Source organism: Caballeronia sp. NK8 (genome assembly GCF_018408855.1).
GTDB lineage: Bacteria > Pseudomonadota > Gammaproteobacteria > Burkholderiales > Burkholderiaceae > Caballeronia.
This window is the reverse complement of sequence record NZ_AP024322.1, coordinates 2,962,886-2,977,832: the sequence shown is the minus strand read 5'-3', so window position 1 is coordinate 2,977,832 and position 14,947 is coordinate 2,962,886. Positions and strand designations below refer to the sequence as shown.

The following is a 14,947-nucleotide window of genomic DNA, read 5'->3' as shown; positions in this document are numbered from 1 at the left end:
GTCTTTCCGGGCCGGCTTCTTCTCGAAACATAAGAAGACTCCGACTCGCTTCGCCCCGCAAGTTGTCCATTAACTCGGCGAAGGTTCTATTATACCGGTTTCCCTTGTTTTCACAGAGCCGAACGCTTGTCGCAATCCGCCACGCATCAAACATCCGCTCATCGCGGCCGACCGTCCGCACGCTGGAGCCGCTCATGCTAGGGCGCATCGGCGTGGCGCTCGCCATCGGCTTTCTCAAGTTCCTGGCGCTCATCCCTTACGGCATCACGGCGCGTTTCGGCGATGCCCTCGGCTGGCTGCTCTATCAGATTCCGAGCCGCCGCAGACGCATCGTCCATACGAATCTGAAGCTGTGCTTTCCTGAGTGGTCCGACGAAAAACGCGAGGACATCGCGCAGAAGCACTTCCGGCACGCGATCCGCAGCTACGTGGAGCGCAGCGTGCAATGGTTCGGCTCGGCGAAAAAGCTCGAAAAGCTGATCGAAGTCGACAGCGCCGTCGATCTCACCGATCCCGACCTCCCGCCCACGCTCTTTCTCGGGCTGCATTTCGTCGGTATCGAGGCGGGCTCGATCTTTCTCAATTACTCGCTGCATCGGCGCTGCGGTTCGTTGTATCAGCCGTTCTCGAATCCGCAGATCGAGGAACTCGCGAAGACGCAGCGCGCCCGCTTCGGCGCCGACATGGCGAGCCGCGCCGACAGCGCGCGCATCGTGCTGCGCTGGCTGCGCGATCGCAAGCCGGTGATGCTCGGCGCGGACATGGACTACGGCATGCGCAACTCCACGTTCGTGCCGTTCTTCGGCATCCCCACGTGCACGCTGACGGCCGTCGGCCGGCTCGCGAAGACGGGCAAGGCGCAGGTCGTGCCGTTCATCGGCGAGGTGTTGCCGGACTACAAGGGTTATCGGCTGAAGATCTTCAAGCCGTGGGACGACTACCCGACCGGCGACGACGAAGCCGACGCGCGCCGCATGAACGCGTTTCTGGAAGAGCAGATTCCGCGCATGCCGGAGCAATATTACTGGGTGCACAAGCGCTTCAAGACCCGGCCGCCGGGCGAGCCGGGATTCTATTGAAGCGTGAGGGGCGCGAAACGCCGCAGCGCGGGTCACATACAATAGCCGCCATGAAACTCAAATTCACCAAGATGCAGGGCGCGGGCAACGACTTCGTCGTGCTCGACGGCTACACGCAGCCGCTCGCTCTCAGCGCCGCACAGGTGCGCGCACTCGCGAACCGCCATTTCGGCGTGGGCGCGGATCAGTTGCTGCTCGTCGAAAAGCCGACGATCGACGGTGTCGACTTCAAATACCGCATCTTCAATTGCGATGGCGGCGAGGTCGAGCATTGCGGCAACGGCGCGCGCTGCTTCGTGAAGTTCGTGCGCGACCGGCGCCTGACGGACGCCTCGACCGTGCGCGTGCAGGTGCAGAACGGCGTCATCACGCTGACGATGCAGGAGAACGGCGAAGTCGTCGTCGACATGAGCACGCCGGTGTTCGATCCTCCGCACGTGCCGTTCGACGCGCTCGGCCTCGAAGGCCGCCGGCAAGGCAACGACACGCTCTGGCCGCTCGACCTGAACGGTGAAACGCGCTGGATTTCCGCCGTGTCGATGGGCAATCCGCACGCGGTGCAGATCGTCGAGAATGTCGAGGCGTATCCGGTATTGACCGAAGGCCCGCTCGTCGAGCGTCACGCGCGCTTTCCGAAGCGCGTGAATGCGGGCTTCATGCAGATCGTCGATCGTCATTCGGTGAAGCTGCGCGTCTTCGAGCGCGGCGCGGGCGAAACGCTTGCGTGCGGCACGGGCGCGTGCGCGGCGGTGGCCGCGGGCATCCGGCGCGGTCTGCTCGATTCGCCGGTGCGCGTGAAGACGCACGGCGGCATGCTCACGATCAGCTGGGACGGCGCGCGCGACGAATCCGCCGCGCTGCTCATGGCAGGGCCCGCCGCGACCGTTTTCGAAGGCGAGATCGAGCTCGATCGCATTGATTAACGCAACCAGGTCATCATGAATCCACGCGAAGTCGCCGACTACCTGCTCGCCAACCCCGATTTCTTCGTCGAGCATGCGGAACTGCTCGGCACCATCCGGCTTTCGAATCCGCACGGCAAGGCGGCCGTGTCGCTGCAGGAACGCCAGATGGAAATGCTGCGCGACAAGAACAAGCAACTGGAGCGGCGTCTCGCCGAACTGCTGCGCTACGGCCACGAGAACGACAGCATCTCGACCAAGTTCAATCGCTGGACCGTGCGCGTGATTTCCCAGCGCGATCCATACGCGTTGCCTGCGACCATCAGCACAGGCCTGTGCGAAGTCTTCGACGTACCGCACGCCGCGTTGCGCGTGTGGGATATCGACGAAGCGTATCGGCAGGCCGATTTCGCGCGCCAGGTCGGCGAGGAAGTACGCATCTTCACGAGCAGCCTCTCCGCGCCGTACTGCGGCGCGAACACGGGCTTCGCAGCGGCGCAATGGCTCGGCGCGGCGAACTCGGCATCGGTGACGGTCGCGCCCAGCGACGGCCCGCCCGATACCGACCGCAAGATCGAATCCGTCTCGCTGATCGCCCTGCGCGACCCGCAGGGCGGTCCGGACGCACCGAGCTTCGGCCTGCTCGTAATGGGCTCGCCCGATCCGCGCCGTTTCCACGACGGCATGGCGACGGACTTCCTCACGCACATCGGCGCGCTGGCGAGCGCGGCGCTGTCGCGCTTGCTGCCGCACTGAACATGAACGCCGCCGCGCCCTCGGAAAATGCGATCGCCGACTATCTCGCGATGCTGGAGCACCAGCGGCATCTCTCCGAGCATACGCTGCGCGGCTACACGCATGAGCTGGGCGAGCTGCGCGCGCTCGCCAAAGACCGTCCGCTCGAGTCGCTGACCCCCGCGGATATTCGCGGTGCCGTCGTGCGGGCGCACGCCGGCGGGCTGTCATCGCGTTCCATTGCGCATCGGCTGTCGGCGTGGCGCGCGTTCTATCGATGGCTCGCCGAGCGCGTCGAGATGCCCGCGAATCCTGTCGCGACCGTGCGTGCGCCGAAACGCGAGAAGACGCTGCCAAAGGCGCTTTCCGTCGACGACGCCATGGCGCTCATGGACGCGCCGCAAGCCGGCACGACCGAAGCGCTGCGCGATCACGCGATGCTCGAACTGTTTTATTCGTCGGGCTTGCGGCTCGCGGAGCTCGTCGGGCTCGACGTGCGTTTCGTCGATAGCAGCGAATACACGTCGCAAGGCTGGATCGATCTCGACAGCGCGGAAGTCACGGTGCTGGGCAAAGGCAAGCGCATGCGCAAGGTGCCCGTCGGCCGCAAGGCGATCGACGCCTTGCGCGCGTGGATCGAAGTGCGCGGCGAATTCGTCAAGCTCGATCCGCACGCGCTCTTCGTCTCGGTGCGCGGCAACCGCATGTCGCCGGGCGTGGTGCGGGAGCGCGTGAAGCGTCTCGCGTTGCAGGCGGGCATTCCGTCGAACGTGCATCCGCACGTGCTGCGGCATTCGTTCGCCACCCACGTCCTGCAATCGAGCGGCGATCTGCGCGCGGTGCAGGAACTGCTCGGCCATGCGAGCATCACGGCCACGCAGGTGTATACGTCGCTCGATTTTCAGCATCTGGCCCGCGTCTACGATGCGGCGCACCCGCGCGCAAAGAAGCGCGATTGACCCCGACGGCGCCTCGCGCGCCGCTTTCATCACCGCAATGAACACCATCACGCTCAAGCCGTCGAAGGACAGATCGCTCGTTCGCCGCCATCCGTGGGTCTATGCGAACGCGATCGCGCGTATCGACGGCGATCCCGCGCCCGGCGCGACGGTCGTCGTGCGCGCGGCGGACGGGCGCTTTCTCGCGCGCGCGTCGTACAGCCCGCATTCGCAGATCCGCGCGCGCGTGTGGAGCTTCGACGAAAGCGAGCCGGTCGATCACGCGTTCTTCAAGCGCCGCGTGCAGCGCGCGGTGGCGCTCCGGCAGACGATGGTGAAGAACACGGGCGCGACGCGTCTCGTCTTCGGCGAGGCAGACGGCTTGCCGGGCCTGATCGTCGATTACTACGTCGCCGACGACCAGCCGCGCGCGCAGCTCGTCTGCCAGTTCATGGCGACGGGCGTCGAAGCGTGGAAAGCGGCCATCGTGCAGGCGCTGATCGACGCGACCGGCTGCCCGAACGTCTACGAGCGCTCGGACGTGTCGATCCGCCAGAAAGAAGGACTGGAGCAGACCACCGGCGTGCTCGCCGGCGACGCACCGCCCGATACGCTCATCACGAACGAATGCGGCGTGCGCCATCACGTCGATGTGCGCAACGGCCACAAGACGGGCTTCTATGTCGATCAGCGCGACAACCGCGTGCTCGTCGCGCAGCACGCTGCGGGGCGCGAGGTCTTGAACTGCTTCTGCTATACGGGCGGCTTTTCGCTTGCGGCGCTCAAGGGCGGCGCGACGCGCGTGGTATCCGTCGATTCGTCCGGCGAAGCGCTCGCGCTCGCCCGCGAAAACGTGAAGGCGAACGGCTTCGACGCCGACAAGGCCGAATGGCTCGACGCCGATGCCTTCAAGACGCTGCGCCGTCTCTACGACGAAGGCCGGCGGTTCGACCTGATCGTGCTCGATCCGCCGAAGTTCGCGCCATCGAAGGAAACGGTGGATCGCGCCGCGCGCGCGTACAAGGACATCAACCTGAGCGGCTTCAAGCTGCTGCGCCCGGGCGGGCTGCTTTTCACCTATTCGTGCTCGGGCGCGATCGATTCCGGCCTGTTTCAGAAGATCGTCGCGGATGCGGCGGCGGATGCGCGCGTCGATGCGCGCATTCTCAAGCGCCTGGGCGCGGGCGTCGATCATCCGCTGCTGACGGCGTTTCCGGAAGGCGAGTACCTGAAAGGGCTGCTGTTGCAAATCGCCTGATCGCCCCAACGTAGCCGCAATTCGCGCTCCGCCCAAGGCCGCGCGCGGCGCTGGCTTGACAAATATGTTTCAATAATCGATTCAGCGCGGTTCCAAGACACAGACGACCGAACACAGACAAGGACACAGGCGACACCATGATTCCCGTAACCATCCTGACCGGCTTTCTGGGCAGCGGCAAAACCACGCTGCTCAAGCGCATCCTGAACGAGCAGCACGGCATGAAGATCGCCGTGATCGAGAACGAGTTCGGCGAAGAGAACATCGACAACGAAATTCTCGTGCAGGAAACGAACGAGCAGATCATCCAGATGAGCAACGGCTGCATCTGCTGCACGATCCGCGGCGATCTGGCGCGCGCGCTCGAAGACCTCGCGAACCGCAAGAAGGCGGGCACGCTCGATTTCGACCGCGTCGTGATCGAAACCACCGGCCTCGCGAATCCGGGTCCGGTCGCGCAGACGTTCTTCATGGATAACACCGTCGCCGACGAATTCCTGCTCGACGCGATCATCACGCTAGTCGACGCGAAGCACGCGAACGCGCAGCTCGATCAGCACGAAGTGGTGCAGCGGCAGGTCGGTTTCGCGGATCGCCTGTTCGTCACGAAGTCCGATCTCGTCTCGGCCGACGAACTCGAATCTCTCAAGCATCGCCTGCTGCACATGAACCCGCGCGCGGCCGTCAGGATCGTCAATTTCGGCGATGCCGACATCAAGGAAATCTTCGATCTGCGCGGCTTCAATCTGAATTCGAAGCTCGAGATCGATCCCGACTTCCTCGCGGAAGACGATCACGACCATGACCACGCGCACGATCACGACCACGATCATTCGACCTGCGGTCACGATCACAGCCGCGATCACGAGCACGGGCATCATCACCATCACGCGCATCACGACGACAAGATCAAGTCGTTCGTCTACCGCAGCGACAAGCCGTTCGATCCGAACCGCCTCGAAGACTTCCTCGGCGGCATCCTGCAGATCTATGGCGAGCGCCTGCTGCGCTACAAGGGCGTGCTCTATATGAAGGGCGTCGATCGCAAGGTCGTGTTCCAGGGCGTGCATCAGATGATGGGCAGCGACCTCGCCGGCAAATGGATGCCGATCGAAAAGAAAAACAGCAAGATGGTGTTCATCGGCATCGAGCTGCCGAAGGATCTGATCACCGACGGACTCGACGCCTGTCTCGTGAAGTAACCCGGCACGCATCTCGCTTGAATCCTGCGATTCACGCGGGGCGGAACCGGGCGCTGAAATGAAAACGCCGCTGCGAGTGACTCGCGGGCGGCGTTTTTCATGAGCGACTTTCGATGCGGGTATGTAGTCGCGACCACCAACCGACATCGCTTTTTGCACGTCCAGGCGTTATATTTTTGAAATTCCGGCGTGATTTGACAGGGTTTTCCTCGTTATCGTCGGAAATTGCGGTTCAGTTACAATACAGCCCCACTGGAGAAGGGCAGTTCCGCTGGATGCGCGTCTTTCAGGCGCACGCTCGGCGGAAGTCAGGAGAAGGGATGTCCCGTCGGGACGATGCCTCGATTTGCCGGGGGAAGGCAAATCAAGTCAAAGCACCGGGGCCGGAAATCCAGGGCACATGCAAATGCGCCCGTCGTCATCCGGAGCATCATCCAATATCGGTTTCCAGAGGAGTTCGGCCCCGCATCGACGCGTCGCGTAGCCCCATGCGTACCGATGCGCTGCATGCGGGCAACGCAAGTGCGGGCGTTGCGAAGACATCGCCTTACATTGAAGAAGCAAGCAGATGACAACGAAACTCTTGACCGAAGCCGAAATCCTGAAGATGAGCGAGAAGGACTACATGAACGAGGATCAACTCGCCTTCTTCAAGAACCGGCTCGAGCAGTTGCAGGCGGACATTCTGAAGAATGCCGGCCAGACGACCGAAAATCTGCGGGAAACGGTGATCGTGCCGGACCCGGCGGATCGCGCGACCATCGAGGAAGAGCATGCACTGGAACTGCGCACGCGCGACCGCGAACGCAAGCTTCTGAAGAAGGTGCAGCAATCGCTCGCGCGCATCGACTCCGGCGATTACGGCTGGTGCGAAGAGACCGGCGAACCGATCGGCATTCCGCGTCTGATCGCGCGCCCGACGGCCACGCTGTCGCTCGAAGCGCAGGAACGCCGCGAACTGCGTCAGAAGCTGTTCGGCGACTGAAATAGCTGCCGGCAGGCGATTATCGCGGGACCGCCCCGCCACGGGGAAAACGCCGCCGCAAAAAGTTGCGCTAGAGCAGGGAAATCAGTAAAAAAGGGCACCCATCGACGGGGTGCCTTTTTTACTTTCAGGCGAGCAAAAACGCCGCACGTCGATGTCGAAAGTCTTGATAAATCCGCCAGCGCCCTAAAATGAGCCGGACGCGCCGCCGCAACAGCATCATCGCGGCGGGCGCGAGCGCGGCGCTTCGCCTGCGGCCTCCGAGGCCCGGACGGAACCCCGCGCCGTGCACTTCATCGAATTCTCGACTGCGCGGCGGCCGGTCGTTCGACGACGAAGCCGCCCCGCGTCCTTCTGGTTTTCACAAGGAACGCACATGGAACAATTTCACGGCACGACCATCGTCTCCGTGCGCCGCGACGGCAAGGTCGCGCTGGGCGGCGATGGTCAGGTGACGCTCGGCAACATCGTCATGAAAGGGGGCGCGAAGAAAGTGCGCCGCATCTATGGCGGCAAGGTGCTGGTCGGCTTCGCCGGCGGCACGGCCGACGCGTTCTCGCTGCTCGACCGCTTCGAAGCGAAGCTCGAGAAGCATCAGGGCAATCTGACGCGCGCCGCCGTCGAACTGGCGAAGGACTGGCGCACCGACCGCATGCTGCGCCGTCTCGAAGCCATGCTGATCACCGCAGACAAGGACACGACGCTCGTCATCACCGGCAACGGCGACGTGCTCGATCCCGAACACGGCATCGCGGCGATCGGCTCGGGCGGCGCATACGCGCAGGCCGCGGCGCAGGCGCTCATCGAAAACACCGCTCTCGCCCCGCGCGACATCGTCGAAAAGGCGCTCACCATCGCCGGCGACATGTGCATCTACACCAATCACAATCGCGTCATCGAGACGATCGAATAAAGGACCCAGCGATGACCACTATGACTCCCTCCGAAATCGTCTCCGAACTCGACAAACACATCATCGGCCAGGGGCGCGCGAAGAAGGCGGTTGCCGTCGCGCTGCGCAACCGCTGGCGCCGTCAGCAGGTCGGCGAACCGCTGCGCCAGGAGATCACGCCGAAGAACATCCTGATGATCGGGCCGACGGGCGTCGGCAAGACCGAGATCGCGCGTCGTCTCGCCAAGCTCGCGGACGCGCCGTTCATCAAGATCGAAGCGACCAAGTTCACCGAAGTGGGCTACGTCGGGCGCGATGTGGACAGCATCGTGCGCGATCTGATCGAGATTTCCGTCAAGCAGACGCGCGAATCCGAGATGAAGAAAGTACGCACGAAGGCGGAAGATCGCGCGGAAGACCGCATCCTCGATATCCTCCTGCCGAGCGCGCGCCCGGTCGGTTTCGGCGCGGCGGAATCGGGCGGCGAGGGCGACAACACCACGCGTCAGACTTTCCGCAAGCGCTTGCGCGAAGGCGCGCTCGACGACAAGGAAATCGAACTCGACGTGGAACTGCCGCAAGTCGGCATGGACATCATGGGGCCGCCGGGCATGGAGGACATGACCGAGCAGATTCGTTCGATGTTCGCGAACATCGGCGGCGGCAAGAAGACGCGCCGCAAGGTGAAGGTGAAGGAAGCGCTGAAGCTGCTCACCGACGAAGAAGCCGGCAAGCTGCTCAACGACGAAGAGGTCAAGAGCCGTGCGGTGCAGAACGTCGAGCAGAACGGCATCGTGTTTCTCGATGAAATCGACAAGATCGCGTCGCGCAGCGAGGCGGGCGGCGCCGAAGTGTCGCGTGCGGGCGTGCAGCGCGACCTGCTGCCGCTCGTCGAAGGCACGACCATCAACACCAAATACGGGATGATCAAGACCGATCACATCCTGTTCATCGCGAGCGGCGCGTTCCATCTCGCCAAGCCGAGCGATCTGATTCCCGAGCTGCAAGGGCGCTTTCCGATTCGCGTCGAGCTGGATTCGCTGTCGGTCGGCGACTTCGAATCGATCCTGAATTCGACCGATGCAAGCCTTGTCAAGCAGTACAAGGCGCTGCTCGCGACCGAAGGCGTCGAACTCGATTTCACCGACGAAGGCATCCGGCGTCTCGCGGAAATCGCGTATTCGGTGAACGAGAAAACCGAGAACATTGGCGCGCGGCGGCTGTATACGGTGATCGAGAAGCTGCTGGAGGAAGTGTCGTTCGCGGCGGGCAATCACACGGGCCAGCCGGTGCGGATCGACGCGGCGTATGTGGATCGCGCGCTCGGCGACGTGGCGCAGGACGAAGACTTGTCGCGCTACGTGCTGTAACGGCGGCGGCGTCCAGGAACGAACCGGGCTGTTGAGCCCGGTTTTTTCGTCTGATGGAAACGTACAGGCGAAAAAAAGCCCGCCTAGGTTGGCGGGCTGAATCCATATCAGGAGGAGACATGGAGGAGACAGTTCCAATAATACATAGCCGGTTGATGCGACGCAATAGAAATTTTAGTAAAAACCCCTATGGCGTGATTCTGTGGCATCTGTGCGTCACTTTTGGGATTCCGCCTGCCGATGACACCGCAAGAAACGGCGCGTAACCTCGTCCACACGGCTCTACAGTGGTCTCGTACCCAAGAGCCTTCGAGGTCGTCATGAAAACCGTAACCAACCCTGTCTTTTCATCCGATGAAACCCGCTGGCAAGCCGTCGTCGATCGCGACGAGCATGCCGACGGCGCTTTCTTCTTCGCCGTACGCACAACCGGCGTGTTCTGCCGGCCCTCGTGCGCGTCGCGGGCGCCGCGTCGTGAAAACGTCGAATTCTTCCCGACGACCGATGCAGCCGTCGCCGCCGGATACCGCGCCTGCAAGCGCTGCCAGCCGACCAGCCTGCCGCGCGAACTCGCCATCGTCGAGCGCGCGTGCAAGGTGCTCGACGCCGATCCGCAGCAGCGCATGACGCTCGCCCAGTTGAGCGATGCCGTGCATGTCAGCCCGTTCCATCTGCAGCGCCTTTTTTCGCGGATCGTCGGCATCTCGCCGCGTCAGTATCAGGCGGCGCAACGCGCGGGCGTGCTGCGCGACGCGTTGCAGCGCGGCCGCGACGTGACGCGCGCGACGCACGACGCCGGTTTCGGCTCGCCGTCGCGCATGTACGAGGCCGTGCCTGCCGAGCTCGGCATGACGCCGTCCGCGTACAGGCGCCAGGGCGCGGGACTGACCGTGCGCTATTCGACCGCCGCGACGCCGCTCGGCACGGTGATCGTCGCCGCGACGGACAAGGGCGTCTGCAAGATCGCGTTCGGCGACGATGCAGATACGCTCGTCGGACAGCTCGCCGCCGATTTCGCGCAGGCCGAACGCGTCGAGGATGCTGCGAAGATGGAGCCGTTCATCGCGCAGATTCGCGCGTATCTGCAAGGCACGCGCGAGCGCTTCGACTTGCCGCTCGACATCGGCGCGACGGCTTTCCAGCGGCGCGTGTGGGACGCGTTGCGGCGTATCCCGTATGGTCAGACGCGCAGTTACACGGACATCGCGGCCACGCTCGGCTCGCCTCGCGCGGTGCGCGCGGTAGCCAACGCATGCGGCTCGAATCCCGTGGCCCTCGCGATTCCGTGCCATCGCGTGATCGGCAAGGATGGCGCGATCTCGGGCTATCGCTGGGGCACGCCGCGCAAGGAAGCGCTGCTCGAAACCGAACGCGCCCACAACGAAGCCAACAAGGTCGCATGAAGCACACGCGCTCGCCGTCGTCATGACGCGCGGGCGTGTCAAAGCCCTCGCGAGCCGCCCGAAGCGGCTCCGGAACCCCTCCGCCGCGTGCCGCACGAAGCCTCCGAAAAACCCGCAAACCCTTACGGTTTCTGGGCTCAAGCACGCCTGACACCGAGATGTTAAAGTGCCCGCTACCCTAAAAATATGACCGGGCGCATGCGCTCGCGCTCCTCGCAGATTGCTTCAATGGCAAACAAGAATCCCGCTCACCCCAAGGCCGGCGCTTTCGAGCGCAGGCTTGCCGCGCTCGCGTCCGGCCCACACGCCGACGCGCTGCGCCAAGGCTTGCGCGGCATCGAAAAAGAAAGCTTGCGTGTGACGCCGCAGGGCAAGCTGGCGATGACGCCGCATCCGCGCGCGTTCGGCTCCGCGCTGACGCATCCGCTCATCACGACCGATTACTCCGAAGCGCTCGTCGAACTCATCACGCCCGCCGAAGCCGACGCGGCGCTCACGCTCGATCGCCTCGACGTGCTGCATCGTTTCGCGTACGCGCACATGGGCGACGAGTTGCTGTGGAACAACTCGATGCCCAATGCGCTGCCGCCTGAGGACGAGATTCCGTTCGGCTATTACGGCACGTCGAATATCGGCACGCTCAAGAACGTGTACCGGCGCGGGCTCGCGCTGCGCTATGGGCGCACGATGCAATGTATCGCGGGCATCCACTACAACTACTCGCTCAACGAAAATGTGTGGCGCGCGTGGCAGGCGCTGGACCAATCGAGCACGCTGTCCGCGAAGGATTTCCAGTCGGAACGCTACTTCGCGCTCATCCGCAACTTCCGCCGCACCAACTGGCTGCTGATGTATCTGTTCGGCGCGTCGCCGGCGCTCAACAAGCGCTTCGTCGAAGGCAAGACGCATCATCTCGAAACGTTCGATGACGACACGCTGTATCTGCCGCACGCGACCAGCCTGCGCATGAGCGATCTCGGCTACGCGAACAATCCCGCGCAGGCGGACCTGCTGCCGAGCTACGACACGCTCGACGCCTATCTCGACGTGCTCGCCAAAGCCGTGAGCCAGCCGTACGCGCCGTATGAGGCCATCGGCACGCAGCGCGATGGCGAATGGGTCCAGATCAACACCAACGTCCTGCAGATCGAAAACGAGTTCTACTCGACGATCCGCCCGAAGCGCGTCACGTATTCGGGCGAACGTCCGCTGCATGCGTTGGCCGAGCGCGGCGTGCAGTACATCGAAGTGCGCTGCCTCGACATCGATCCGTTCGAGCCGACCGGCATCTCGCTGGAGACCGCGCGCTTTCTCGATGCATACCTGCTGTATTGCGCGCTGGAAGACAGCCCGTTGTTGCCGCCCGCGGCGAGCATCGAAGCGAACGGCAATTTCAGCGCGGTGTCGAAGGAAGGACGCAAGCCAGGTCTCACGCTGCAACGCGACGGCGCGAGCGTGCCGATGCAGCAGTGGGCCGAAGCGCTCTTCGACGCGATCGAGCCGGTCGCGAAGACGCTCGACACGCTCAACGGTAACGACGACCACACGCGCGCGCTTCGGGGATTGCGGCCGCGCGTCGCAGATGCATCGCTGACGCCGTCCGCTCGCGTGTTGCAGACGATGCGCGACAATCGGCAATCTTTCGACGCCTTCGCGCTCGAACTCAGCGCGCGCCACGCCGAAACGTTCCGCGCGCGCCCGCTCTCGTTCGAAGACGAGCGCGCGATGGAAGAACTCGCGGCGAAATCGTTGGTGGAGCAGACGGTGGTCGAAAGCAGCGACAGCGAATCGTTCGATGCGTTCGTCGCCGCCTATCAGGACTACAAGCTGAATCCCGCGAGCGCGTGAGCGTTCGCGCTCCTTCGCGACGAGCAGCTTTTTCCGTTCCGGCGCCCGCGTGCGCCGGAAAGCCTTACCGGCTTGTGCAACAGAGGGAAACGCATCACAACGTCATCCGGGTTGACGGGTCAAAATGTTGCCGACTTTTCGACGATCGGGGGAGCAATGAAAAAGATGTTCTTCGGCGCGGCCGCGCTGGGGGCTGCGTCGCTTGCGCTATTGGGCGGCTGCGCGGTAGACGATCAGGTCAGCAGCACCGTCATGGAGCAGGCCACCCAACCGCTCACCTGCATGAGCAAGCCCGAATGCGATGCGTGGTGGGCACGCGCCCAGGTCTGGGTGACGAATCATTCGGCGTACAAGTTGCAGACCGTCACGGATTCGATCATCCAGACGGCGGGACCGTCGAGCGGAAAGCGCGCGCTCGCGTATCAGATCACCAAGACGCCGACGAACGAAGGCACCGCGACGATCGGCTTCGCCGCGCACTGCGACAACCCGCTCGGCTGCGAGCCCAACCCGTGGCAGGCGGGCGCGGACTTCAAGCAGTTCATCCGAAACGGTCCGGGGCTGCGGAAAACGACGCCGCAAGCCGCGCAGGCAGTCGCGACGCCGCCCGTCGCGCCCGCCGCGCCCGCTCCAGGCGGCGTGCAGGTCAGCCCGCTCGATCAACCGGTTCCGCTCAATCTCGAGAACCAGCCGGGCCAATCGGTGACGCCGCTCACGCCGCAGTAAATCAATGACCCATCGTGGCTGACGCGCCCTTCTTCGGCCGCGTCAGCCAGACCATCACGGCCAGCACGAGAAACGCGTAGAACGAAATGCGGAAGAAGTCGTTGGTCGACATCATGTACGCCTGCGCCGACACCACGCGATCCAGTTGCGCCGTCAGCGCCTGTCCCGACAGACCGAGTCCCGAAAGCAGATCCGAATAGGCCGTCGTGCCCGCCGAATACGGCGTGACCGATTCGGTGAGCCGCGCATGATGGCGGATCATGCCGTTTTCCCAGAAAGTCGTGCTGACCGCCGTGCCGATCGCGCCCGACAAGGTCCGCAGGAAGTTCGACAGCCCCGCCGCGCCCGCGAGCCGTTCGTCGGAGACGCTGGAGAGCGTGATGGTCGTCATCGGCACGAAGAAGCACGCGACGCCGATGCCCTGAATCAGACGCGGATAGATGATCTCGTGGAACGGCGTGTCGAGCGTGAAGGTCGAGTTCCAGTGCGACACGAACGCGAAGGTGAGGAACGCGAAACTCGCGACCACGCGCAGATTCAGCCGATGCATGTTCTGCCCGATGAGCGGCGAGAGCACCAGCGCGAGGATGCCGACCGGCGCGGTGGCGAGGCCCGCGAGCCACGGCGTGTAGCCGAGCACGGTTTGCAGCCACAGCGGCAACACCACGACCGAGCCGAAAAACGCGAGAAAGCCGAGCGACGTAATGAGCACGCCCATCGCGAAGTTGCGGTCGCGAAAGAGCGACAGGTCGATCACCGGTTCCTTTTCGGTCAACTCCCACGCGAACATGAACGCGAGCGACACCGCCGCGACGATCGCCAGCGTCACGATGAAGTTCGAGCTGAACCAGTCGTGGTCCTTGCCGAGATCGAGCATCATCTGCAGGCTCGCGACGCCGATCACCAGCAACGCAAGCCCGACGCCGTCGATGCGCTGCTGGGTCGTCTTCGTCTCGTGGCCGCGCAGCAGGAAGTACGCGATCGCCGCGGAAAACATGCCGATCGGCACGTTGATGTAGAAGATCCACGGCCACGTGAAGTTATCGGTGATGTAGCCGCCCATCACCGGGCCGAAGATCGGTGCGACGATCACTGTCATCGCCCAGAGGCCGAGCGCGAGTCCGCGCTTTTCCGGCGGATAGCTGCGCATGAGGATGGTTTGCGACAGCGGGACCATCGGGCCGGAGACGAGGCCCTGCAACAGCCGGAACGCGATCAGCGACTGAAAGTTGTGCGCGAGGCCGCAGAGCGCGGACGCGACGGAGAACAGCAGCACCGATATCGTGAAGAGCTTCACCTCGCCGACGCGGCGTGCGAGCCAACCGGTCAGCGGCACCGCGATAGCGGACGCGACCGAATACGACGAGATCACCCAGGTGCCTTCGCTCGTCGCCACGCCGAGGCTGCCGGAAATGGTCGGCACCGCGACGTTCGCGATCGACGTGTCGAGCACTTCCATGAACGTGCCGAGCGCGAGGCCCATCGTCAGCAGGGCGAGGATGCCGCCGGTGAGCGGCATGGGCGCGGGCGGCGTGGCGGGCGTGCTCGTCGCGGATGTGGACATTCTTCGTTTTCTCCATGCGCCGACGATGCCGAAAGCACGCATCGC

Annotated in this window: 13 protein-coding genes; 12 read left to right on the top strand and 1 reads right to left on the bottom strand. The window is 63.9% G+C overall.

Annotated elements, in window-relative coordinates; translation table 11 throughout:
* Positions 1-194: 194 nt before the first annotated feature.
* The 12 genes from NK8_RS14225 (at position 195) to NK8_RS14170 (ending at position 13,338) form a co-directional block, all read left to right on the top strand.
* The gene (locus NK8_RS14225; RefSeq protein ID WP_162066678.1) at positions 195-1,079 is read left to right on the top strand and encodes a lipid A biosynthesis lauroyl acyltransferase; all 885 of its coding nucleotides are present in this window, start codon (positions 195-197) and stop codon (positions 1,077-1,079) included.
* A gap of 50 nt (positions 1,080-1,129) precedes the next feature.
* Positions 1,130-2,002: a diaminopimelate epimerase gene (gene dapF / locus NK8_RS14220; RefSeq protein ID WP_213226706.1), complete on the top strand. Its 873-nt coding sequence runs from the start codon at positions 1,130-1,132 to the stop codon at positions 2,000-2,002.
* A 15-nt stretch (positions 2,003-2,017) separates the two neighbouring features.
* Positions 2,018-2,737: a DUF484 family protein gene (locus NK8_RS14215; RefSeq protein ID WP_162066676.1), complete on the top strand. Its 720-nt coding sequence runs from the start codon at positions 2,018-2,020 to the stop codon at positions 2,735-2,737.
* Positions 2,738-2,739: 2 nt separating this feature from the next.
* On the top strand, positions 2,740-3,675 hold the full coding sequence (xerC, locus tag NK8_RS14210; protein WP_213226705.1) for a tyrosine recombinase XerC: 936 nt from the start codon (positions 2,740-2,742) through the stop codon (positions 3,673-3,675).
* A gap of 37 nt (positions 3,676-3,712) precedes the next feature.
* Entirely contained in the window at positions 3,713-4,912 is a 1,200-nt protein-coding gene (locus NK8_RS14205; RefSeq protein WP_213226704.1) for a class I SAM-dependent rRNA methyltransferase, read from the top strand.
* A gap of 137 nt (positions 4,913-5,049) precedes the next feature.
* Positions 5,050-6,114, top strand: coding sequence for a GTP-binding protein (locus tag NK8_RS14200; protein ID WP_213226703.1), 1,065 nt, complete (start codon positions 5,050-5,052; stop codon positions 6,112-6,114).
* Between the two features lie 568 nt (positions 6,115-6,682).
* Positions 6,683-7,099 carry an RNA polymerase-binding protein DksA gene (dksA, locus tag NK8_RS14195; protein ID WP_062267568.1) on the top strand — a complete coding sequence of 139 codons (417 nt, stop codon included), beginning with the start codon at positions 6,683-6,685 and terminating at the stop codon, positions 7,097-7,099.
* Between the two features lie 376 nt (positions 7,100-7,475).
* Positions 7,476-8,012 (top strand): ATP-dependent protease subunit HslV, encoded by a 537-nt coding sequence (hslV, locus tag NK8_RS14190; protein WP_162066672.1) that lies wholly within the window; start codon positions 7,476-7,478, stop codon positions 8,010-8,012.
* A gap of 11 nt (positions 8,013-8,023) precedes the next feature.
* The gene (gene hslU / locus NK8_RS14185) at positions 8,024-9,361 is read left to right on the top strand and encodes an ATP-dependent protease ATPase subunit HslU (RefSeq protein WP_162066671.1); all 1,338 of its coding nucleotides are present in this window, start codon (positions 8,024-8,026) and stop codon (positions 9,359-9,361) included.
* 320 nt (positions 9,362-9,681) lie between these two features.
* Entirely contained in the window at positions 9,682-10,764 is a 1,083-nt protein-coding gene (ada, locus tag NK8_RS14180; protein ID WP_213226702.1) for a bifunctional DNA-binding transcriptional regulator/O6-methylguanine-DNA methyltransferase Ada, read from the top strand.
* Between the two features lie 228 nt (positions 10,765-10,992).
* Positions 10,993-12,612: a glutamate--cysteine ligase gene (gshA, locus tag NK8_RS14175; RefSeq protein ID WP_213226701.1), complete on the top strand. Its 1,620-nt coding sequence runs from the start codon at positions 10,993-10,995 to the stop codon at positions 12,610-12,612.
* A 156-nt stretch (positions 12,613-12,768) separates the two neighbouring features.
* Complete coding sequence (locus tag NK8_RS14170) at positions 12,769-13,338, top strand: hypothetical protein (protein WP_213226700.1); 570 nt, start codon at positions 12,769-12,771, stop codon at positions 13,336-13,338.
* A gap of 1 nt (position 13,339) precedes the next feature.
* On the opposite strand, the gene NK8_RS14165 is transcribed toward NK8_RS14170, so the two are convergent.
* Entirely contained in the window at positions 13,340-14,902 is a 1,563-nt protein-coding gene (locus NK8_RS14165; RefSeq protein ID WP_162066667.1) for a DHA2 family efflux MFS transporter permease subunit, read from the bottom strand.
* Between the last annotated feature and the right edge of the window lie 45 nt (positions 14,903-14,947).